The organism is Rhodovulum sp. DZ06 (genome assembly GCF_050586345.1).
Classification (GTDB): Bacteria; Pseudomonadota; Alphaproteobacteria; order Rhodobacterales; family Rhodobacteraceae; genus JBOCEF01.
Genome location: NZ_JBOCEF010000022.1, coordinates 1 through 20,535 on the forward strand (window position 1 = coordinate 1; position 20,535 = coordinate 20,535).

Annotated in this window: 21 protein-coding genes; 4 read left to right on the top strand and 17 right to left on the bottom strand. The window is 71.7% G+C overall.

All coding sequences use genetic code 11. The features are described from left to right. Positions 1 to 186 precede the first annotated feature (186 nt). Complete coding sequence (locus ACQ5SO_RS11260) at positions 187 to 849, bottom strand: TetR/AcrR family transcriptional regulator (protein ID WP_430941697.1); 663 nt, start codon at positions 847 to 849, stop codon at positions 187 to 189. 249 nt (positions 850 to 1,098) lie between these two features. Here ACQ5SO_RS11260 and ACQ5SO_RS11265 point away from each other — a divergent pair, with 249 nt between their 5' ends. The 3 genes from ACQ5SO_RS11265 to ACQ5SO_RS11275 all read left to right on the top strand — a co-directional run bounded on the left by ACQ5SO_RS11265 (position 1,099) and on the right by ACQ5SO_RS11275 (position 4,629). Further along, positions 1,099 to 1,881, top strand: coding sequence for an SDR family NAD(P)-dependent oxidoreductase (locus tag ACQ5SO_RS11265; RefSeq protein WP_430941698.1), 783 nt, complete (start codon positions 1,099 to 1,101; stop codon positions 1,879 to 1,881). Between the two features lie 26 nt (positions 1,882 to 1,907). Further along, positions 1,908 to 3,029: a DUF5938 domain-containing protein gene (locus ACQ5SO_RS11270; RefSeq protein WP_430941699.1), complete on the top strand. Its 1,122-nt coding sequence runs from the start codon at positions 1,908 to 1,910 to the stop codon at positions 3,027 to 3,029. Between the two features lie 61 nt (positions 3,030 to 3,090). Next, entirely contained in the window at positions 3,091 to 4,629 is a 1,539-nt protein-coding gene (locus tag ACQ5SO_RS11275) for an AMP-binding protein (protein WP_430941700.1), read from the top strand. Positions 4,630 to 4,697: 68 nt separating this feature from the next. Here ACQ5SO_RS11275 and ACQ5SO_RS11280 read toward each other — a convergent pair whose 3' ends face one another. After that, positions 4,698 to 5,738, bottom strand: a complete 1,041-nt coding sequence (locus tag ACQ5SO_RS11280; RefSeq protein ID WP_430941701.1) for a zinc-dependent alcohol dehydrogenase family protein — start codon at positions 5,736 to 5,738, stop codon at positions 4,698 to 4,700. A 141-nt stretch (positions 5,739 to 5,879) separates the two neighbouring features. Between ACQ5SO_RS11280 and ACQ5SO_RS11285 the strand changes: the two genes are divergently transcribed. Then, a complete protein-coding gene (locus tag ACQ5SO_RS11285; RefSeq protein WP_430941702.1) occupies positions 5,880 to 6,347 on the top strand; it encodes an Lrp/AsnC family transcriptional regulator in 468 nt (155 codons plus the stop codon). A 10-nt stretch (positions 6,348 to 6,357) separates the two neighbouring features. On the opposite strand, the gene ACQ5SO_RS11290 is transcribed toward ACQ5SO_RS11285, so the two are convergent. The 15 genes from ACQ5SO_RS11290 to ACQ5SO_RS11360 form a co-directional block, all read right to left on the bottom strand. Continuing rightward, on the bottom strand, positions 6,358 to 7,257 hold the full coding sequence (locus tag ACQ5SO_RS11290; protein WP_430941703.1) for an isocitrate lyase/PEP mutase family protein: 900 nt from the start codon (positions 7,255 to 7,257) through the stop codon (positions 6,358 to 6,360). 32 nt (positions 7,258 to 7,289) lie between these two features. After that, on the bottom strand, positions 7,290 to 7,637 hold the full coding sequence (locus ACQ5SO_RS11295) for an SDR family oxidoreductase (protein WP_430941704.1): 348 nt from the start codon (positions 7,635 to 7,637) through the stop codon (positions 7,290 to 7,292). Continuing rightward, positions 7,634 to 8,935, bottom strand: coding sequence for a hydroxymethylglutaryl-CoA reductase, degradative (locus ACQ5SO_RS11300; RefSeq protein WP_430941705.1), 1,302 nt, complete (start codon positions 8,933 to 8,935; stop codon positions 7,634 to 7,636). Before ACQ5SO_RS11300 ends, ACQ5SO_RS11295 begins: the two co-directional genes overlap by 4 nt. Positions 8,936 to 9,183: 248 nt before the next feature. Beyond that, positions 9,184 to 10,398: a GTP-binding protein gene (locus ACQ5SO_RS11305; protein WP_430941706.1), complete on the bottom strand. Its 1,215-nt coding sequence runs from the start codon at positions 10,396 to 10,398 to the stop codon at positions 9,184 to 9,186. A gap of 147 nt (positions 10,399 to 10,545) precedes the next feature. Continuing rightward, positions 10,546 to 11,061 (bottom strand): DUF3299 domain-containing protein, encoded by a 516-nt coding sequence (locus ACQ5SO_RS11310; RefSeq protein WP_430941707.1) that lies wholly within the window; start codon positions 11,059 to 11,061, stop codon positions 10,546 to 10,548. Continuing rightward, entirely contained in the window at positions 11,058 to 11,549 is a 492-nt protein-coding gene (locus ACQ5SO_RS11315; protein WP_430941708.1) for a DUF3299 domain-containing protein, read from the bottom strand. Before ACQ5SO_RS11315 ends, ACQ5SO_RS11310 begins: the two co-directional genes overlap by 4 nt. Then, positions 11,546 to 12,796: an ABC transporter permease gene (locus tag ACQ5SO_RS11320; RefSeq protein WP_430941709.1), complete on the bottom strand. Its 1,251-nt coding sequence runs from the start codon at positions 12,794 to 12,796 to the stop codon at positions 11,546 to 11,548. The genes ACQ5SO_RS11315 and ACQ5SO_RS11320 overlap by 4 nt, the downstream gene beginning before the upstream one ends. After that, the gene (locus ACQ5SO_RS11325) at positions 12,793 to 13,497 is read right to left on the bottom strand and encodes an ATP-binding cassette domain-containing protein (RefSeq protein ID WP_430941710.1); all 705 of its coding nucleotides are present in this window, start codon (positions 13,495 to 13,497) and stop codon (positions 12,793 to 12,795) included. Before ACQ5SO_RS11325 ends, ACQ5SO_RS11320 begins: the two co-directional genes overlap by 4 nt. A gap of 5 nt (positions 13,498 to 13,502) precedes the next feature. Next, the gene (locus ACQ5SO_RS11330; RefSeq protein WP_430941711.1) at positions 13,503 to 14,180 is read right to left on the bottom strand and encodes a ZrgA family zinc uptake protein; all 678 of its coding nucleotides are present in this window, start codon (positions 14,178 to 14,180) and stop codon (positions 13,503 to 13,505) included. Positions 14,181 to 14,555: 375 nt separating this feature from the next. Beyond that, positions 14,556 to 15,434 (bottom strand): polysaccharide deacetylase family protein, encoded by an 879-nt coding sequence (locus tag ACQ5SO_RS11335; RefSeq protein WP_430941712.1) that lies wholly within the window; start codon positions 15,432 to 15,434, stop codon positions 14,556 to 14,558. Beyond that, positions 15,431 to 15,790 (bottom strand): nuclear transport factor 2 family protein, encoded by a 360-nt coding sequence (locus ACQ5SO_RS11340; RefSeq protein WP_430941713.1) that lies wholly within the window; start codon positions 15,788 to 15,790, stop codon positions 15,431 to 15,433. Before ACQ5SO_RS11340 ends, ACQ5SO_RS11335 begins: the two co-directional genes overlap by 4 nt. Before the next feature lie 141 nt (positions 15,791 to 15,931). Continuing rightward, positions 15,932 to 16,465: a TRAP transporter small permease gene (locus ACQ5SO_RS11345; protein WP_430941714.1), complete on the bottom strand. Its 534-nt coding sequence runs from the start codon at positions 16,463 to 16,465 to the stop codon at positions 15,932 to 15,934. Positions 16,466 to 16,599: 134 nt separating this feature from the next. Continuing rightward, positions 16,600 to 17,574, bottom strand: a complete 975-nt coding sequence (locus tag ACQ5SO_RS11350; protein ID WP_430941715.1) for a TRAP transporter substrate-binding protein — start codon at positions 17,572 to 17,574, stop codon at positions 16,600 to 16,602. 43 nt (positions 17,575 to 17,617) lie between these two features. Continuing rightward, positions 17,618 to 18,901 (bottom strand): TRAP transporter large permease, encoded by a 1,284-nt coding sequence (locus ACQ5SO_RS11355; RefSeq protein ID WP_430941716.1) that lies wholly within the window; start codon positions 18,899 to 18,901, stop codon positions 17,618 to 17,620. A 20-nt stretch (positions 18,902 to 18,921) separates the two neighbouring features. Beyond that, positions 18,922 to 20,442, bottom strand: coding sequence for an amidase (locus tag ACQ5SO_RS11360; RefSeq protein ID WP_430941717.1), 1,521 nt, complete (start codon positions 20,440 to 20,442; stop codon positions 18,922 to 18,924). Positions 20,443 to 20,535 lie beyond the last annotated feature (93 nt).

Here is a 20,535-nt window from a genome sequence, read left to right on the forward strand (position 1 = left end):
CGGGGTGGAGCAGCCCGGTAGCTCGTCAGGCTCATAACCTGAAGGTCGCAGGTTCAAATCCTGCCCCCGCAACCAAATAAAAACGCCGCCAAGCACCAGCTTGGCGGCGTTTTTGCGTTCCACGAGCCGCAAGTCACGCCCTTTCGTTCGAGCCTGACGGGGATGCGGCGACCGCCCGTCCGCCGATCACCCCCGTTCGACCAGCACGGGCAGCAGCGCGCGGATCTCTGCGACCAGGGCGTCGGCGGCCTGCGCGTCGCCGTGGATGTGCTGGAACAGCGCCCTCTGGAACAGCCCGTCGAACACCGCGTAAAGCGCGGTGCGCGACATCGTCGGGGCGCCGCCGGACAGGGCGCAATAGGCGGCGCTGATGCGCCAGACCATGTCCTCGAGCTTCGCCTCGATCACCGCGACGTCCTCCGAGAACGCGTCCTCGAACAGCGCCTGCGCCCGCAAATCGTACCAGAGCCGGTGCAGCGGCGCCTCGGCGCGCAGCGAGACGGCGAGGCGGTCGCAGAACCCGTCGAGCAACGCCTCGGGGGTCTCGGCCTCGACCACCACGTCGTCATAGCGGGTGACGCAGATCGACTTGTAGTAGCCGACGCAGCAGGTGATGAGGTCGAGCTTGTCCTTGAAATAATAGTGCAGGACGCCGTGCGAATACTCGGTGTTCTGGGCGATCTCGCGCAGCGAGGTGCGCGCATAGCCTAAGGTCGCCAGCGTCTCCAGCGCCGCGCGCGCCAGCTCGGTGCGCTTGCGCGCGACCTTGTCGGCGCCGGTCACGAGCTGCGCGCGCGCCGCGATCCGCTCCAGGTTTTCGAGGCTCGCGCCCACGTCCAAGGCCTGCATTCTCCGCCACCTCTGCTGCGCCCGGGGCCGGGTTTCGAGCCGCGCCGGGGGCGCCGGCCCGAGCCCTTCCCCGCCGATCTCCCTGCAAAATAAGGCGAAAACGGTTTTTATACAAGTGTCCAGAATCCGCCTTGACAGGTGTCCAGATTTTTTTGGACAGTCGTCAAGAGTTCGGGGCCGGTCGGGAGGACCGGCGCCCGGGCTCGGGACAACGACCGCGAGAAGCGGCGATCTGGGAGGATCGAAGACATGTTGACTGGAAAGACTGCACTGGTCACGGGCGGCGCCCGTGGCATCGGCGCAGCCATCGGGCGCGCCCTGGCCGCGCAGGGCGCGAAGGTGATGCTGGGCGACGTGCTGGAGGACCTCGCCGCCGAAACGGCGCGCGAGATCGGGGCGGGCGCCGCGTCCACGCGCCTCGACGTCACGGATGATGCGTCCTGGGAGGCGGCGGTGAACGCTGCCATCGAGACCCATGGCGGCTTCGACATCCTGGTCAACAATGCGGGCGTCGAGATCACCTCGCTGGTGCTGAGAGTCGAGGCCGAGGACATAAGGCGGATGTGCGACGTGAACGTGGTCGGCCCGCTGCTCGGGATGAAGCACGCCTTCCGCGCCATGGGGCCGGGGGGCGCCGCGGGGCAGGGCGGGGCGATCGTCAACATCGCCTCGGTCGCCGCCACCATCGCCTTCCCGTCCATCGCCGGCTACTCGGCCACCAAGTCGGCCGTGGACCGGATGACCCGCGTCGCGGCGATGGAGGCGGGCAAGCTGGGGCTGAACGTGCGGGTCAACTGCCTCTATCCCGGCCTCGCCGCCACCGAGATGGGGCTGAAGCTGGCCGACGACATCGTGCGCCTCGGGCTGGCCGAGAGCGTCGAGGCGGCCATCGGCGACGTGGTCGCGCAGACCCCGCTGGGGCGGCTCGCCGACATCGCGGACATCGCCGACGCGGCGGTGTTCCTCGCCTCCGACCAGGCGCGCTTCGTCACCGGCGCGGGCCTGCCGGTCGACGGCGGCATGGGCATGTGACCCGAACTTTTCCAAGGAACAAGAACATGAGCGACAAGAAACCCGTCGTCGTCTACGGCGTCTCCGGCTATACCGGCCGCCTGGTGTGCGAATACCTGCGCGAATACAACATCCCCTTCATCGCCGCGGGCCGCGACAAGGCGCGCGTGCAGGCGGTGGTCGACAAGATCCCGGGCATCGAATCCGCCGATTACGAGGTGGTCGAGGTCGAACACAGCGTCGAGGCGCTGACCGAGCTGTTCCGCGGCGCAAGCGTGGTGTCGAACATGGTCGGGCCCTTCATCAAGTTCGGGCCTGAAGTGGTCGAGGCCTGCCTGCGCGCCGGGGTGCATTACACCGACACCACCGGCGAACAGGACTGGGTCCTGAAGTGCCGGCAGGACTGGGGCGACGCCTTCGCCGAGAAGGGCCTGCTGCTGGCCCCGAACGTGGCGCAGATGTACACGACCGGCGAGATCGCGGCGAATATCTGCCTCGAGACGCCGGGCCTCGACAGCCTCGACATCCTGGTGCTGTGGAAGGGCTTCCCGACCTATGCGTCCACCCAGACGATCTTCACCATCCTCAAGGCCGACTGGCATTACCTCGAGCGGAACCAATACGTTAAGTGGGACCTGACCGCCTCGGCCGAGGTGGTGGTGCCGGGGATGCACGAGACCGCCATCGCCGTGCCCTGGGGCGGCACCGCGCATCCCGTCTGGTTCAAGGACGACCCGCGCGTGGCCAACTGCAAGGTGCTGGGGGGCGTGATGAACCGGCAGGTGATGGAGGGGGTGATCGCCACCACGAAGATGGTGGCCGACGAGATCCGCCCGCTGCCCTTCGAGGAGCAGGAGAAGGCCCTCAGCGCCATCGCGGATTCGGTGCAGGCCGAGATGCCCCCGCGGGAGAACCCGCGCGAGAACACCACCGTCGACAGCGTCCATGCCTCGGGGCCGCTGGGGCGCGCGCATTGCGTGATCCACGGGAACTGCAATTACAAGCAGACGGGGCTGCTGCAGGCCTATGCCGCGTATTCGCTGCTGCAGCAGGCCCCGAAGCGGGTCGGATTCGCCAGCGCCTGCCAGGCCTTCGGCCACCGCGAGCTGCTGGGCCAGCTGCGCGCCTTCGGGCTGGTGATGAAGCCGCAGCTGACGGTGCAGGACTGATGCGCCGGGGGCCGGGGGGTGCGCGCCGCCCGGGCCCGCCATGACAAGGGGGGGACGCGACATGCGCCTGACCGACTATCTCGACAAGGGGGCCGACCTGGGCCCCGACGCGCCCTGCCTGCGGATGGACGGTCGGGTCCTGTCCTATGGGCAGGTGCAGCGGTTCAGTCACCGCGTGGCGCGCGGCCTCGGCCGGGCGGGGATCGCGCCGGGCGACAAGGTGGCGATCCTGTCGGGCAATGACCCGACCGCCTTCGCCTGCGTCTTCGGCATCTCCCGCGCCGCGGCGGTCTGGTGCCCGATCAACCCGCGCAACGAGGCGCGCGAGAACGCCGAGCTACTGGACGGGACCGATTGCAGCCTGCTGATCTTTCACAGCGATTACGCGCGGATGGTGGAGCGGATGCTGCCGGAGCTGGGCAAGCTGCGGGCGGTGATCTGCCTCGACCGTGCGCTTGGCTTCGCGCCGGCGCTGGAGGACTGGCTGGCGGGGGTCCCGGAGGCCCCGGTGGACATCGCGCCGGTGGACGACCTGGTGATGCTGCCCGGCACCGGCGGGACCACGGGCAAGCCGAAAAGCGTGATGCTGACCGGGCGCAACATCGAGGCGATGACCGCGCTGACGCTGATGGGCTACCCGTTCCCGAAGCGGCCCGTCTACCTCGCCGTCGCGCCGCTGACCCATGCCGCGGGGGTGCTGTGCTTCCCGGTCATGGCGAAGGGGGGCGAGATCGAGATCATGAAGGGCCCCGACCTCGGGCGGTTCCTGGAGCTGATCGCGGAGCGGCGGGTGACCCACACCTTCCTGCCGCCGACGGTGATCTACATGCTGCTCGACCACCCGGGGCTGGACGGCGCCGACCTCTCCTCGCTGCGCTGCTTCTGGTACGGGGCGGCGCCGATCTCCTCGGCCCGGCTGGCGGAGGCGCTGGAGCGGATCGGGCCGATGGCGCAGCTTTTCGGGCAGACCGAGGCGCCGATGATGATCTCGATGATGCCGCCCGCCGATCACCGCAGGCCGGACGGGTCGATCCGCACGGAGAAGCTCGGGTCGGCGGGGCGGGTGGCGCCGCTGGTGCGGGCGACCATCCGGGACGCGGACGGGGCCGTGCTGCCGGTGGGAGAGCGCGGCGAGATCTGCGTGCGCGGGCCGCTGGTGATGGCGGGGTATTACCGCAACCCCGAGGCGACGGCGGCGGCGATCCGGGACGGCTGGCTGCGCACCGGCGACGTCGGGTTCCTCGATGGCGACGGGTTCCTGCACATCGTCGACCGGGCGAAAGACATGGTCATCACCGGCGGCTTCAACGTCTATTCGATCGAGGTCGAGCAGGCGCTGCAGAGCCACCCGGCCGTGCAGGATTGCGCGGTGATCGGGTTGCCGGACCCGAAATGGGGCGAGCGGCTGGTCTGCGTGGTGCAGCCCCGGCCGGGGCGCGCGGTCGAGGCGGAGGCGCTGAAGGCCCATGTGAAGGCGCTGATCGGCGCGGTGAAGACCCCGAAGGAGGTCCACGCCTGGGCGGAGCTGCCGCGCTCGAAGGTCGGCAAGGTGGTCAAGCCCGAGGTGCGCGCGCGGCTGCTGGCCGAGGCGGCGGAGTGATTGCCGCGGCGTGAGGGGGCGGCGTGAGGGGGGGCGCAGGTTTGCCCCGGCCCCCCGCCCGGCGGCGCTCAGAACCGCGTCACCACCGTCGCGCCGACGCCGGCGAAGCTGTCCATGCCGGTCAGCGCCGGGATCGCCTCCTCGAGGCTGATCTCGGCCCCGACCAGCCGCGCGGGGTCGAGCTTGCCCGACCGCACCATCGCCAGCATCGCGCCGTAACGATGCGCCTGCATCCCGTGGGAGCCGAGGATCTCCAGCTCCCACCCGATCACCTTCGCCATCGGGACCGCGGGCGCGGCGTGGTCGGCCAGCATCAGCCCCACCTGCACGTGCCGTCCCCGCCGCCCGAGGCAGGAGACGGAGTTGAAGCAGGTCGCGGGATGCCCGAGCGCGTCGAGCGAGACATGCGCGCCGCCGCCGGTGATCTCGGCCACCGCTTCGGGCACGTCGGCGGCCGAGGCGCCGTCGATGCAGGCGACGGCGCCCAGGTCCTGCGCCAGCGCCAGCTTGGCCGGGTCGATGTCGATGGCGATGACGTTCGCGCCCATGGCCGAGGCGATCATCACGGCCGAGAGCCCGACGCCGCCGCAGCCATGCACCGCGACCCATTCGCCCGGCGCGACCCGGCCCTGGTCGACCACCGCGCGGAACGAGGTGGCGAAGCGGCAGCCGAGGCTGGCGGCGGTGGCGAAGCCCATCTCCTCGGGCAGGGCGACGAGGTTGAGGTCGGCGTGGTGGATGCCGACATATTCGGCGAAGGAGCCCCAGTGGGTGAAGCCCGGCTGGAACTGGTCGCGGCAGACCTGCTGCTGGCCCGCATGGCATTCGGGGCAGGACCCGCAGCCGCCGACGAAGGGCACGGTGACCCGGTCGCCGGGCTTCCAGTTGCGCACGTCCTTGCCCACGGCCTCGACGATCCCCGCCAGCTCATGCCCCGGGACATGGGGCAGGTCGATGTCGGAATCATGCCCCATCCATCCATGCCAGTCGCTGCGGCAGACCCCGGTCGCCGCGACCTTCAGCACCACGCCATGGGGGGCGGGGGTGGGGTCGGGCAGGGTGGCGATGACGGGGGTCTGCTGGAATTTCTCGATCAGGACGGCTTTCATGGCGGGTTCCTCCGGTTCGGTGCGTCGGCCTGGGGGCATCATGCCCGGATCGGGGGGAAGAGCTTTGCCGATCTTGCCCGATTTGCGCCATAATGGGTCAGAAGCTTTCTACCTGACGCCTTCCAGAGGGGGAATCCGCCCATGACCGAGATCGACGCCGTCAACGCCGAGCTGCTGGAGCTGCTGCAGGGCGACGGGCGGATGAGCAACGCCAGGCTCTCCGAGCGGCTGGGGATGAGCGAGACGCCCTGCTGGCGGCGGCTGAAGAAGCTGGAGGAGAGCGGGGTGATCGAGGGCTACCAGGCGGTGCTGAGCCGCCGGAAGCTGGGGCTGGGGGTGATGGCCTTCGTGCAGCTGCGCTGCTCGGAGCATGACCCGGAGGCGACCCGCGCCTTTCACCGCGCGGTGGAGGCGAGCCCCAACATCCTGGCCTGTCACAACACCACGGGGGCGGATGATTTCCTGCTGATCGCGGTGGCGCGGGATCTCGATGATTACAGCCGCTTCGTGGACGAGGTGCTGCGGCGGCTGCCGGGGGTGACGGGCATCCGCTCGAACCTCTCGCTGAAGGAGATGAAGGCGACCAACCGGCTGCCTGTGCGGGGCTGACGGGGGGGCCTCAGCCCTCCCCGGCCCGGTCCGATTGGGGCGCCAGCGCCTCGCGCACGCGGTATGTCTCGGCGTTCGCGTTGAAGCGCCCGTAAGGCATCAGCGCGTTGAGCGCGCCCTCGTCGAAGGTGAACTCGCGCAGCTTGCTGGCGTCGCGGGTCTCGTGGAACCGGGCGCAGACCTCCTGCACCGCCTTGAACGCGGCGTAGATGGTCAGCGGCCAGTAGACCGACATGTCGGCCCCGGCGGCGGTCTCGTCGTCGATGGAATCCTGGAAATCGACGCTGATGACGATCAGGCGGCCCTTGATGCGGGACCGGAATTCGGCGAGGCCGCGGATCGAGCCCTTGAACACCACGAACGCCGCGTCGGCCCCGGCTTCGAGGTAAGCGTTGGCGCGGGCGACGGCGTCCTCCTGGTCGTCGCGCAGGTAGAGCGCGTCGGTGCGGGCGATGATGAGGAAGTTGGGGTCCTTGCGCGCGTCGCAGCAGGCGCGGATCCGCTCGCACATGACCTCCGCGGGGGTGAGGAGCGGGTCGCGGTCGGTGCGCTTGCCGAAGATCTGGTCCTCGATATGGATGGCGGAGACGCCGGCGGATTCGAATTCGTGCACCGTGCGCCAGATGGCGCCCGCGTGGCGCCAGCCGCTGTCGGCGTCGCAGACGATGGGCAGGTCGGTTTCCTTGGCGATGCGTTCCGCGAGGCCGAGGAGGTCCGAGACCTGCACCAGCCCGACATCGGGCAGGCCGAGGGCGCTGGCCCCGGTCACGAGGCTGCCGGTGTGGAGGACGGGAAAGCCCGTGCGCTCGATCACCCTTGCGCTCAGGACGTCGTAAGCGCCCATCAGGGGCACGCATTCCGGGGCCTCGAGCAGCTCGCGCAGCCGGATGCGTTTTTCGTACATGTCCATGGGATCGGTCCTTTCGTCCGGGCCTGCGCCGGTCAGCGCATGAACAGCCCGCCATTGACGTCGAGCGTGGCGCCGGTGACGTATTTGCCGTCGGCGGAGGCGAGGTAGAGGGCGGCGGCGGCGATGTCCGCGACCTCGCCGTACTCGCCCAGCGGGATGCCCTCGCGCACCGAGGGCGGGTCGTTCAGCGTGTCGGTCATCGCGGTGCGCACGGCGCCGGGGGCGATGGCGTTCAGGCGCGCGGCGGCCTCGGCGGCGGCCTTCCCGTCGAGATCGGCGAGCGCGACCCGCGCGCCCTCGCGCACGAACCGCTCGGCGATGGCGCGGCCGATGCCGTTCGCGGCGCCGGTGACCACCGCGACCTTGTCCCGGAGTTTCATGGGGTCCCCTCCTGCCTTTCCGTCAGCCGTCGCCCGCAAGGGCGGCGAGGATGCGGCGGGCGGCGTCGGCGCCGACGCTCCCCTCCGCGATCATCGCGCGGGCGACGCGGTCCACGTCGGCGCCGCGCGCGCCCGCCTCGAGCGCCACGTTGGCGGCGTGCCGGGCCATGCGGCCCTTCTGGATGCCCTCGGTGCACGGCACCCGCAGGGCGGCGAGGTTCTGCGCAAGGCCCACGGCGGCGATCAGGCGGCCCGAGCCCGTCGGCCGTCGTCTCTCCGGTCATGCGCAGCAGCGCGGCGGCGGTGGGGTGGGCGCGGGTGGCGCCGCCGACCGTGCCGACCGCCATCGGCAGCTCGATGGCGCCGCAGAGGTTCCCCTCGGCGTCGATCTCCCACCGGGTCAGGCTGTCGCAGCGCCCGGTGCGGGCGGCCCAGGCATGGGCGCCGGCCTCGACCGCGCGGGTGTCGGCGCCGGTGGCGAGGACGACGGCCGAGATGCCGTTCATGATCCCCTTGTTGTCGGTGGCGGCGCGCCAGGGATCGGCGGCGGCGAAATGGGCGGCGCGGAGCATCGCGTCGCGCGCGGCCGCGCCGCCGATGTCTTCCGGCCGCCAGCTGGCGCGGGCCCGGGCGAGGCGGCGGTCGGCGAAGTTCGACAGGATGCGCAGCGCCGCGCGCCCGCCGGTCCAGCGTTCGACATGGGGCGCGACCGCCTCGGCCATGGTGTTGACGGCGTTGGCGCCCATGGCGTCGCGCATGTCGATCAGCAGGTGCAGGGCCGGCATCGGGCCGGAGGCTGTGTCGACGACCCGGGCCTCGAGGCCCCGGAACCCGCCGCCGAAACGGACCAGCGTCTCGTCGCAGGCGTTGCAGAGCGCGCCGATCTCGGCCTCGCGCGCCAGCGCCGCGTGGCGGGCGCGCTCGGGGTCGGGCAGGTCATGGATCACCACCTGGGCGATCATCACCGCGCCGGAGGAGGAGGTGAAGAAGCCCCCGGCGGCGCGGCAGCGGCGGGCGGCGTCGGTGACGAAGCCGACGATCGAGGTCTCTTCCGTCGCCATGGGGACCATCTTCCCGGCCCCGTCGACGATCATGTCGGTGGCGATGCCGACCGGGATCGAGAGGGTCGTGGCCTGCTGCTCGATCATCCGCTCGGCGATGTCGGGATCGAGGCCGGGCGCGGCGAGCAGGGCGTGATCTTCGGCGTCCAGCCCGGCGAAGCGGATCGCGGCGTCCAGCCGCTCGCGCGGCGTCATGGTTTCGAACCCGTCCTGCGCGGGCGCGCCGTGCAGCGTCATGGCATCGTCCCTGGAGCGTCGCGGTCCCGCCGCCGCCGCCGCCGGGGGCGGGGCGACGGGGTTGGCCGCGATGCGAACGGGGCCCAGGCTACCGGGAACGGGAACAATGAAAAGGTACGGTTCGGGGAATTGTCTCCGTCACTGCACCCATCGCATGGGGGGATCGGCATGGACCGGGCGCGGCGGGGGCCGTTCAGGGCAGGGAAGCGCGCCGGGCGGGCGGCGCCGCGTCCGCCCGGCGCCGGGGATCATTCCGCCGCCGCCCGGCCCATGGCCCAGCGGGGAAACGGGTCGGGCAGGTCCAGCCCGTCGCCGGGACCCGCGACCTCAGCCCGGGTGGCGAGGGCGGCGTCGAGCTTCGCCTCGATCCCCGCGCGGTCCATGCCGGCGCCGATGAAGACCAGCTCCTGCCGCCGGTCGCCCCAGGGCTCGGCCCAGTGTTTCGCAAGGTAGGCGCGGGCGGCGTCGTGGTCCGGGCGGCGGTCTTCGGGGACCGAGGCCCACCAGGTCCCGAGCGGGGTCACCGAGGACAGCGCCCCGGCGAGCGAGAACTCGGCCACGCATTCGGGCCGGGTGGCGATCCAGAAATGCCCCTTGGCGCGGATCACCCCGGGCAGATCGCCGTCGAGCACCGCGAGGATCCGCTCCGGCGCGAAGGGCCGCCGGGCCCGGTAGACGAAGGAGGAGACGCCGTATTCCTCGGTCTCGGGCGCGTGGTCGGCGAAGCCGTAAAGCTCCTTCGCCCATTGGGGATGGGTATGGGCGCGCTCGAAGCTGAACAGGCCGGTGGAGAGGATCCGCTCCGCGGGGACGTCGGCGAAATCCGTCTCGATGATCTCGGCGTCCGCGTTGAGGGCGCGGATGATCTTGCGCGCGGCGTCGGTCTTCTCGGGCCCCGCGGCGGAGACCTTGTTGAGGATCACCACGTCCGCAAACTCGATCTGGTCGGTGAGCAGGTGGACCAGGGTGCGGTCATCCGCGTCGCCATTGGTCTCGCCCCGGTCCGAGAGGAAATCGTGGCTGGCGTAATCCGCGAGCAGGTTCGCCGCGTCGACCACGGTGACCATGGTGTCGAGGCGGGCGACGTCCGACAGGCTGGTCCCGTCCTCGTCCCGGAACTCGAAGGTCGCGGCGACGGGGAGGGGTTCGGCGATGCCGGTGCTTTCGATCAGCAGGTGGTCGAAGCGGTTCTCGGCGGCGAGGCGGCGGACCTCCTCCAGCAGGTCGTCCCGCAGGGTGCAGCAGATGCAGCCGTTGGACATCTCGACCAGGGTCTCGTCGGTGCGGCTGAGCTCGGTCCCCTCGCGCACCAGGTCGGCGTCGATGTTCACCTCGGACATGTCGTTGACGATCACCGCGACGCGGCGCCCGCCGCGGTCGTTGAGCACGCGGTTCATCAGGGTGGTCTTCCCGGCGCCGAGAAAGCCGGAGAGGACGGTGACGGGAAGGCGGGGGTCGGTCATGGGGACTCCGTTGACGGGGGGCCGGAGGAGGGGGGGCCGGAGGACGGGGGGTCGGATGGCCGGCGCCATATGTTACGTTATTATGTAACACAAGCGGCGTGCAGGCGGCCCGCAGCAGGTCCGCATCGGCCGCGCGCCGCCCCGCGCTCAGCGGCCGTAAGGGACGATCCGGTCGGCCGAGAGGGCGTAGCCGATCTCGGCCAGCGCGGTGGACTGGGCGGCGGCGCCGAACATGCCGGTGACGATCACCGGGTCGAACTGGCCCTGGACCTCGTAGGGCTCGGCGGTGGTGACCAACACCAGCTGGCTGGCCGGGGGCGGGGGGACATGCACGCAGGCGCCGACGAAGGGCGCGAGAATGAAGGCCGTGGTCCCGGTCCCGTCATAGTCGAGCGGCACGACATAGCCGGGGAGCGAGACGGTGCGCCCGTCCCAGTCGCGGCGCAGTGGGGCCTCTTCGGCGCCGGGCACGGCGGCGGCGGCGTCATGGGACACGGCGCCGGTGGCCGCGACCCCGCCCGCGGGCAGCAGGTCGGACCATTCGAGGGCGACGACCTCCTTGGCCGCGGCGGGCGCGGCGGGCGCGGCGGCGCAGAGCAGCGCGGCGCAGAGGGCCGCCGGCGCCGCGCGGGCGCGGGGGCGGGCGCGGGCCGCGCGCCTCATTCCTCGGTATACCGCTCGATGCCGGTGGCCTCGAGAGCGTAGCCCACCTCGGCCAGGTCGGTCGACAGCGACTGGATCCTGAGCGTGCCGGTCACCCAGACCGGATCCCAGAGGTCGTTCCGCCACGGCTCGGGGGTCGAGACGAAGACGATCTGGTTCGGGGGCGGCGGCGGCACGTGGATGCAGGCGCCCACGTAAGGGACCAGCAGGAAGCTCGTCACCCCCTCCGCATCCCCGGCGAGCGGGACGATGTAGCCGGGCATGCGGATCAGCGCGCCGTCGAGCGCCACGTTGTAGCGCACGGCGTTCTCGTCATATTCCGGCTTCCAGGTGTCGGCGCCGGCGTTGATCTCGCCCATGCCGATGATCTCGGCCGGGGCGACGCCCTCGGGGACCAGGTCCTCGAACCAGGTCTCCCGCGGCTCGGCCGCGAGGGCGGGCAGCGCCAGCAGGGCGAACGCCGCGGCGGCGAGGGGGCGTGCGATCATGTCTTCACCATCATCCCGTCGGAGAGCGAGAGTTTATAGGCGCGCAGGGCGGGAACAAGGCTTGCGATCCCCGCGGCGGCGATGACGCCTGCAAGAACGGCCAGCTCGGCCCGACCCGGCGGGTCGAGCGGCAGCCACAGCCCCCAGGCCGCGTCGATGGCGGGGCGCCCCAGCGCCAGCCCGCCATAGACGAGCGCGAGGCCGAGCGCGGCCCCGAGCGCGGCGCAGAGCATCGCCTCGAGCACCAGCAGCCCCAGGATCACCCGCGGGCGGGCCCCCATGGCGCGGAAGATCGCCATCTCGCGCCGCCTTGCATCGAGGCCCGAGAGGATCATCGCGATCATCCCCAGCAGCGCGGTGACCACCACCATCCCCGACACTGCGATCAGCGCGGTTCCGGCCACGCCGACGATTGCCCAGAGCTCCTGCAACGCGAGCCCGGGCAGGATGGCGAGGAGCGGCTCCTCGCCGTACTCGTTCACCCAGCGCTGGAGGCTGAAGATCTTCAGCCGCGATTTCACGCCCACCAGCGCGGCGGTGATCGCCTCGGGGGTCAGGTCCATGGCGCGGATCCGGTCGGCGGGCGTGCCGGGGCCGGGGGCGCGGGCGCCCGAGCCCCAGTCGACATGGATCGCGCTGATCGCCTCGAGGCTGACGATGACGGTGCGGTCCACCGGGGTGCCGGTCTTCTCCAGCACCCCCGCGACGCGGAAGGGCTGGTCGTCATGCTTCAGGAAGCTGGCGAGGCCGTGCGCCACCACGATGGGATCGCCGGGCGCGTAGCCGAGGCTCGTCGCCACGTCCGCGCCGATCACCGCGTCATAGAGATCGGCCATGGGGGCGCCCCGGGCGACCCGCAGGAAGCGGCCGCCGCGGTACTTGTAGCGGGTGAAGAATTCTTCGGTCGTGCCCATCACCCGGAAGCCGCGATGGCTGTCGCCCAGCGACATCGGCACGATCCAGTCGACCTCGGGGCGGGCGGCGATGTCCTGGTAACTCTCCCAGGTCACGTTGTTGGTGGCGGCGCCGATGCGGAACACCGAGTAGAGCAGCAGCTGCACCGAGCCCGAGCGGGCGCCGACGATCAGGTCGGTGTCCGAGATGGTGTCGGCGAAGCTGGCCCGCGCGCCGGTGCGCACCTTCTCGACCCCGAGGAACAGCCCGACCGAGAGCGCGATGGAGAGCACCGTCAGCGCGACGGTGAGGCGCCGTGCGAGCAGCGAGCGCCAGGCGAGACGCAGGATCATGCCGCGCTCCTTTCCGCGGTCGCGATGTCCGCGAGGTTCACCGCCCGGTCGAAGCGCGGGGCGATGCGGGCGTCATGGCTGACCATCAGCAGGGTGGATCCGGCGGCCCGGCACTGGTCGAAGAGAAGGTCGAGGAACGCGCCCTGGGCCGAGGCGTCGAGGGCGCTGGTCGGCTCGTCCGCCACGATCAGCGGCGGCGCGCCGATCAGCGCGCGGGCGGCGGCGACGCGCTGTTGCTGGCCGGTGGAGAGGCGCCCGGCCGGGGTCGCGCCGATGCCTTTCGGCAGGCCGAGCGCGGCGCAGAGGCGCGCGGCCTCGGCCGGGGCGTCCGGGGTGCGGCGGCGCCGTTCGGGCGCGAATTGCAGCGCGAGCAGGATGTTGTCCTCGACCGAGGCCCAGGGCAGCAGGTTGAACTGCTGGAAGATCACCCCGATCCGCTCGCCCCGCAGCCGGTCGCGGCGGGCGGCGGAGAGGGCGGAGAGGATCTCGCCGTCGAGCTCGACCTCGCCCCGCTGCGGCTGGACGATGCCGCAGATCAGCGAGAGGAGGGTGGACTTGCCCGAGCCGCTGTCGCCGAGCAGCAGGGCGCTTTCGCCCCGGGTCATGGCGAAAGCGGGGACCGAGAGCGCGAAGCCCGCGCCCCCGGCCCCGGTTCCCGGCCAGCGGAACGCGACGTCGCGCAGTGCAAGCGGCGTGGTCATGGGCGTCAGCGCAGCGGGACGGCGGCGGCGGCGCGGGTGGCCTCGTCGGCGTGGACGCCGTGATCGGTGATCGTCTCGATCTCGACCTCGGCGGCCCGGGGGAAGGCGGCGAAGAAGCCCGAGAGGTCGAGCGCCGTCGCCGGCGCGTCGCAGGTCAGCGCGTAGACCGCGTGGAACTCGGCATGGCCGGGTTCGTCGTCGGCGTGGTCCTCGTGGTCAGCGTGGGCATCTTCGTCGTGCTCGTGCTCGTGCTCGTGCTCGTGCTCGGCGTGGCCGTCCTCGTCATGCTCATCCGCGTGGTCGTCATGACCATCGTCATGACCATCGTGATGCTCGTCCCCCTCGCGGTCCACATGCGCCTCGACCTGCTGCACGGCGCAGCCCGCCAGGCCGAACAGCGCGGCGGGGTCGCGCAGCGCGGTCAGCGCGGCCTCGACCGCGGCGATGTCGGCGTCGCTCCGGGCGGCGTGCTCGAAGCCGACGATGTCTGCGCCGGGGGCGCGCAGCTCGGCCTCCACCGCCGCGCCTTCCACGGCGACCTGCAGGCGCGAGACGCCGTGGACATGGGCCTCGGCGTGGCGGGCCTCCTCGGCCATGGCGAGGGTCGGCAGGGCGAGGGTCTGGAGGGCGAGGGTCGGCAGCGAGAGGGCGAGTGCGGACAGGGCGGCGGTGCGGATCGGCATCGGCAAGCTCCGGGCAGGGGGCGATCGGGCGCGGGGGATGGCCGCGCCGCGGAAGGATCGCGGGCGGCGGCGGCGTGATATGTTATCTCATAACACTTCGCGGCTGGCCAGCGACGAAATCATGACCCGGCGGCGGCGCGGGACGCGGTCGGGCGGGAGATCTGGCGCGAGCGGCATGATTACACGGCCGAGAAGGGGTTCAGGTCGTTCCGCAACCTGTTGTGAGGGGGGGCGGGGCGGCGGCCGGTCGCGTCCCCCGGCGGCCGCCCGGGCCGCGGCGCAGCAGGGGCCTCGCGGTCGCGGCCCGGGCCGGGTCGTGTCGGGCCAGGTCGTGCCGGGCCGGGTCGTGTCGGGCCGGCGAAACCGCCGCCCCGGTCACACCCGCCCGAGACCCGCGAAATGCTCCGCGATCTCTCCGGCCGTGGTGATCCAGACCTCCTCGCGCCGCTGCGCGATATGGGTCAGCGCGCGGCGCAGGTGGCGCAGGCGATAGGGCTGGCCGACGATGTAGGGATGCAGCGCCACGCCCATCACGAGGGGCTGGCCGCGGCTCTGCTCGAGCATCTCGTCGAAATTATCGACGATCATGTCGGCGAACTGCGCCGCGCCGTCCTTGCGGGCGACGATGGCGGGGATGTCGTTGACCTCCTGCGGGCAGGGCGCCGACAGCAGCGGCCCCGAGGCGGTGCGCATCCAGACCGGCTGGTCGTCCATGCACCAGTTCAGGGTGTAGGCGTAGCCCGCCCCGGCCAGAAGGTCGGGGGTCGCGGCGCTCTCGGCGATCCAGGGGCTGAGCCAGCCGCGCGGCGGGGCGCCCTCGGCCTTCGCGATCGCCGCGGTCGCCTCGGCGATCATCGCGGCCTCGGCGGCCGGGTCCATCTCGCTCTGCCGCTCGCTGTTGGTGCGCCCGTGGCCCGCGATCTCGTCGCCGCGGGCGCGGTGGGCGTCCATCAGCTGCGGCGCGTGGTCGTAGAGGGCGGAGTTCACCAGCACCGTCGCGGGCAGGTCCAGCGCGTCGAGCAGCTCGAGCATCCGCCAGGCGCCGACGCGGTTGCCATACTCGCGCCAGGCGTGGTTGAGGATGTCGGGCTGCGGCCCGCCGGGGGCGAGCTCGGCCCCCAGCCCTTCCCCGAAGGCGAAGTGTTCGAGATTGACGCCGAGATAGACGGCCAGCCGCTTGCCCCCGGGCCAGGTGAAATCCGGGCGGTCGGTGATGGGGGAATAGTCGAAGCGGCCATGGCTGGGCAGCGTCACAGCGGCGCCTCGGCGAGGCCGGCGCGGGAGAGCAGGATCTCGGCGCTGTCGTTCCACACGTGGGTGGCGGCGATCTTGCCGCCGCGCACCACGAAGATGTCGATATAGCGGTTGCCGTCGAAGGGCGTGCCGTCCGGCCATTCGCCGTAGAGATGCCCGGTGTTGTAGACGTGGACGTCGCCGGTCGCCGCGTCCAGCGCCGCGTCCGTGCGCAGGAAGCGCTTCTTGACCCACTTGTAGCGTTTCGCGTTGAACGCCGCGCTGTCCGACGGGTCCGCGAAGCGGCGGCCCCCGGTGAAGGTCAGGGTGAAGTCTTCCGAGACGCAGGCCCGCGCGCCCTCCGGGTCCGGGACCATGGAGCGTTCGAGATAGGCCCTCGACGAGGGCTTTCGCCGCGGCGACGGGGTCGGACATGCTGGGGCGCTCCATGCTGCGCCGCGAAGAATAGCGGCGCGCGGAGGGCGCGGGCAAGGCGGCAGGCGCCGCGGGCGCGGCCTTCAGTCCAGCTGCGACGCCTCGGGGCCCCTGGCGGGGGCGCCCCGCTCGGCCCAGCGGGCGGCGAGGTGGATGAGGATGATGATCATCGCGATCGGCACGATCACCGAGACATAGACCATCGGGATGCCCAGCGTGTCCGCCGTCAGCCCCGCCTGGCGCGAGAGATAGCCCTTGGCGAAGCCGCCGCGCAGGCCGATGAAGCAGAACCAGATCACCGGCGCGAGGAAGGCGATCACCGCCGCGCTCTGCACCGCCTCGGCCAGCAGGCCCAGCGGGTGCGGGCGCGCGGGGAACACGCTTTGCATCAGCACCGCGTCGGCGCGGGCCTTGAACGACAGGGTGGCGCCGAGAAGCCCGGTCCAGACCATCATGTAGCGGGCCACGTCCTCGGTCCAGACCGGGGGGGCCGAGAAGCCGTAGCGCGCGACGACCTGGATCATCACCACAGCGAACATTCCCGCCACCGCGCAGATGGCGACGGCGCGGGCGACCTGGTGCAGAGCGTCGCTGAGCGACAGGATCATGCGGCGCATGGAACGGCCTTTCGGTGTTGCGGGCGGGCGGTCTTGCGGGCGGCGGGCGTGCAGACGGTCTTGCGGGCGGGCGCCGGGGGGCGTCGCGGGGGGCCGGACCGGCGGCGGGGGCCGCCGGTCCGGCAGGCGGGCGCTCAGCGCGCGCCGTCCGACATCCCGGTCCAGGCCTTGACGTCCTGCTCCGGCATCAGGCCCGAATTGTAGACCGCCTTCGACAGCTCGCGGAACGCGCCGCGCTCCTCGGCCGACAGGCGCTGGACGGTCACGCCCTTGGCCTCGAGCTGCTCGAGCGCGGTGACCGAGGCCTTCTCCAGCCAGGCGCGGTTGGCGGCGTCGCCGGCGGCGACCGCCTTGTCCACGGTGGCGCGGTCTTCGTCCGACAGCCCGTCATACCACATCTTCGAGGCGATCACGGCGCGCATGGGCATGATGACCCCGGCGTCCGAGAAGTTCTTCACGAAGTCGGTCTGGCCGAACATCACCGGCACGAAGGGCGAGTTGAGATAGCCGTCGATGACGCCGGTCTGCAGGCCCGCCGGGACCTCGCCCCAGGGCACGATGGTGCCGGTGGAGCCCCAGGCCTGGTACATCGCGATCTGCGCGTCGTCGAGCGCGCGCATCCGCAGCTCGGCCATGTCGGCGGGTTTGCGCACCGCGGCGTCGGTGGTGATGATCCCCGAGGACGGGCCGATCGGGGTCAGCGCCAGCAGCATCACGTCCTGCGCGGCCAGCGTCTCGTTCACCCGCGCGAACACCCCGCCCGCGTCCAGCGCGCGGTCCATGTGGGCGGCGTCGTCGAAGATGTAAGGAAGGCGGACGCCGTAGATGAAGGGCTCGACCTGCGCCACGGCGCGCACGTCCGAGAGCGAGACCTCGAGCAGGCCGGTGGAGACCTGGTCGAATTTCTCGGCCTCCTCGCCGACCGAGCCGCGCGGCATCTCGCGCACCTCCATGCCGCCCGCCTTGAGCGCCTCGGCGAAGGCGTGGGACCAGTTGTAGGACCCGGACAGCTCCAGGTCCGGCTTGCCGTCGAGGGCGATCTTCACTTCCGCCGCGGCGGGAACGGCGGAGGCCATCAGCGCGGCCATCGCGAGGGCTTTGAGGTTCATGCGGTATCCTCCCAGGTGCATGGTTGCGTTTGGTTGCGGGCGGTCATTCGACCGAGAAGCCGGCGAGCCGGGGCACGAAGAGGCTGATCTCGGGCCAGTAGGCCAGGGCGGCCAGCAGCAGCACCTGCACGGCGACGAAGGGCAGGGCGGTCCAGGCGAGCCGCCAGTAGTTCAGGTCGGTCAGCGCCGCCACGACCACCAGGCACTTGCCCAGCGGCGGCGTGATCAGCCCGACGCAGAGATTGAAGCACAGCACGATCCCGAGATGGATCGGGTTGATCCCCTGCTCCAGCGCCTGCGGGGCGAAGAGCGGGATCAGCAGCGACAGCGCCACCGGCGTGTCCATGAACATCCCCGCCAGCAGGAACACGCCCACGAGGAAGAAGAGATAGCGCGTGCCGGTCAGCCCGAGGCTTTCGACCCAGTCGGCCAGCGCCTGGGACCAGCCCATCTGCCCGGCGAGGAAGCCGAGCGCCGAGATCGCGGCGAGGATGATGAAGATGGTGCCGGTCATCCGCGCCGTCGCCTCGAGCGCGTCGAGCAGCATGGCGCGGCTGATGCCGGTGTAGAACTGCCCGGCGACCAGGGCGAAGAGGACGGCGACGGCCGAGCCCTCGGTGGGCGTCGCGAGGCCGAAGACGAGGGAGCCGAGGATCACCACCGGCAGCAGCAGCGCCGGGGCGGCGCGCAGCAGGCTGGGCCCGAAGCGCGGCAGCTCGGCGCCGTCGCCCCCGGGGTGCCCGCGCAGCCTTGCGATGACCGCGTTCAGCGCCATCAGCGCCGCGGCCAGCAGCAGTCCCGGCACGATCCCCGCCGCGAACAGCGCCGCGACCGAGGCGCCGGTGAGGCCGCCATAGATGATCATGATGATCGAGGGCGGGATGATCGGCCCGATCATCGAGGAGGCCGCGGTGATCGCCCCGGCGTAATAGCGGTCATAGCCGCGCTCCTCCATCTCCGGGACGAAGGTGCGCGACAGCGCGGCGCTGTCGGCGATGGCCGAGCCGGATATGCCCGCGAAGAACACGCTGGTCAGGATGTTGACATGCCCCAGCCCGCCCTTGAAGCGGCCGACCATCGACAGGGCGAAGTCGATCAGGCTGCGGGTGACGCCGGAGCGGGTCATGATCTCGGCCGTCAGGATGAAGAGCGGCATCGCCATGAAGGCGAAGGCGTCGAGCTGGGCGAAGATCCGCTGCGGCAGCACCGACAGGAACTGCGCCTTGTCCACGGCGATGAACGAGAGGACCGACACCGCGCCCATCATGTAGGCGAAGGCGGCGCCGCTGATCAGCAGCAGGACGAAGGCGACGGGGATGAACCACATGGCGCGTCTCCCTCCCTGGCTCAGACCGCGGTCGCGTCGGCGGCCGCTTGGGCGGCGCCGATCTGCGGCGGGTGGGTGACGATGGAACGCGGCGCGGGATCGGGGATGGCGAGGCGGGGCAGGTCCGGGCGCGGACGCGCCGTCGCGGGATCCCGCGCCAGCAGCGCCTCGAGGCTGCGCGCGGCCGAAAGCAGCCCCGCGTCGCCGCGCACCGGCCCGAGCATCTGCAGCCCGAAGGGCATCCCCGCCGGGTCGCGCCCCGCCGGGATGGTGATCGCCGGTCCGCCCGAGAGCGAGCCGCGATAGGTCAGCGCCAGCCAGCGGTAATAGATGTCCATCTCCCGGCCCTCGACCGTCTCCGCGTGCGAGCGGGTCCAGGGGAAGGGCGAGACGGGGACGGTGGGCAGCAGGATCGCGTCGAGCCCCTCCATGCGGGCGTTGAAGGCGCGCAGGATGCGGGTCTGCTCGGCATGGGCCCAGGCCCGGTCCGCAAGGGTCATGCTCCGCCCGAGGGCGACGTTGACATGGATGTGGTCGCCGAAATCATCGGGCGCGGCGTCGATGGCCGCGCCGAAGGCGGCGACGAAGCTCTCGGCCCGCAGCACGTCGAAGCAGCGGTCCATGTCCCCGAGGTCGAGGTCCACCTCGCGGATCTCCGCGACATGGGGCGCGATCGACGCGACGCGCGCCCGGAACGTCTCGCGGATCGCGGGGTCGACGGGGGCGCCGCCGAAATCCTCGGAGACGCCGAGGCGCAGCGCGCCGAGGGGGGTCTCGGGCAGCATGTCGAAGCGCGCGGGGTCCGAGGGCGACGAGAGCGGATCCCCCGCGTCCCAGCCATGGCAGGCGCGCAGCATCAGCACCAGGTCGTCCACGTCCCGCGCCATCGGCCCGAGGACCGAGATCGCGGACCAGCCCAGCGGCCGGGTCGGGTGGGCGACCACGTCGACCGAGGGGCGGTAGCCGACGATCCCGCACAGCGCGGCCGGCAGGCGCAGCGAGCCGCCGGTGTCCGAGCCGGTGGCGAGCGGCACCATGTCCGCGGCCAGCGCCGCGGCCGACCCGCCCGAGGAGCCGCCGGCGATCAGCGACGGGTTGAACGGGTTGCCGGTGGCGCCCCAGACCGGGTTGCGCGAATTCCCGCCCGCGCCCATTTCCGGCACGTTGGTCTTGGCCAGCACGATGGCCCCGGCGGCGCGCAGGCGGGCGACCATCGGCAGGTCGGCGCCCGGCACGTGGCCGCGCATCCGGCGGCTGCCATAGGTGGTCAGCAGCCCCGCGGTGTCCTGGAGGTCCTTCACCCCGATCGGCAGCCCGTCGAGCAGGCCCATCGGGGCGCCGTCCCGCCAGCGGCGGTCGGCGGCCGCGGCCTCGGCCCGCGCGCGCGCGGTGTCGAAGGCGGTCAGCGCGTTGATCGCGGGATTGGTCGCGGCGATGCGCGCGAGGCAGGCCTCGAGCAGCGCGCTCGGCGCCAGGCGTCCAGCCGCGAAATCCGCCAGCATCTGCGTGGCGGAGCGTTCGGTCGTCATGTCATGGGGCATGTATGCGTGCCTCGCGGACCGGTTCGGCCGCTCCGCGATTCCCCTCCCGTGGAATTCCATTTCCTGAAGGTTATCGCGGGGAAACGCCGCGTC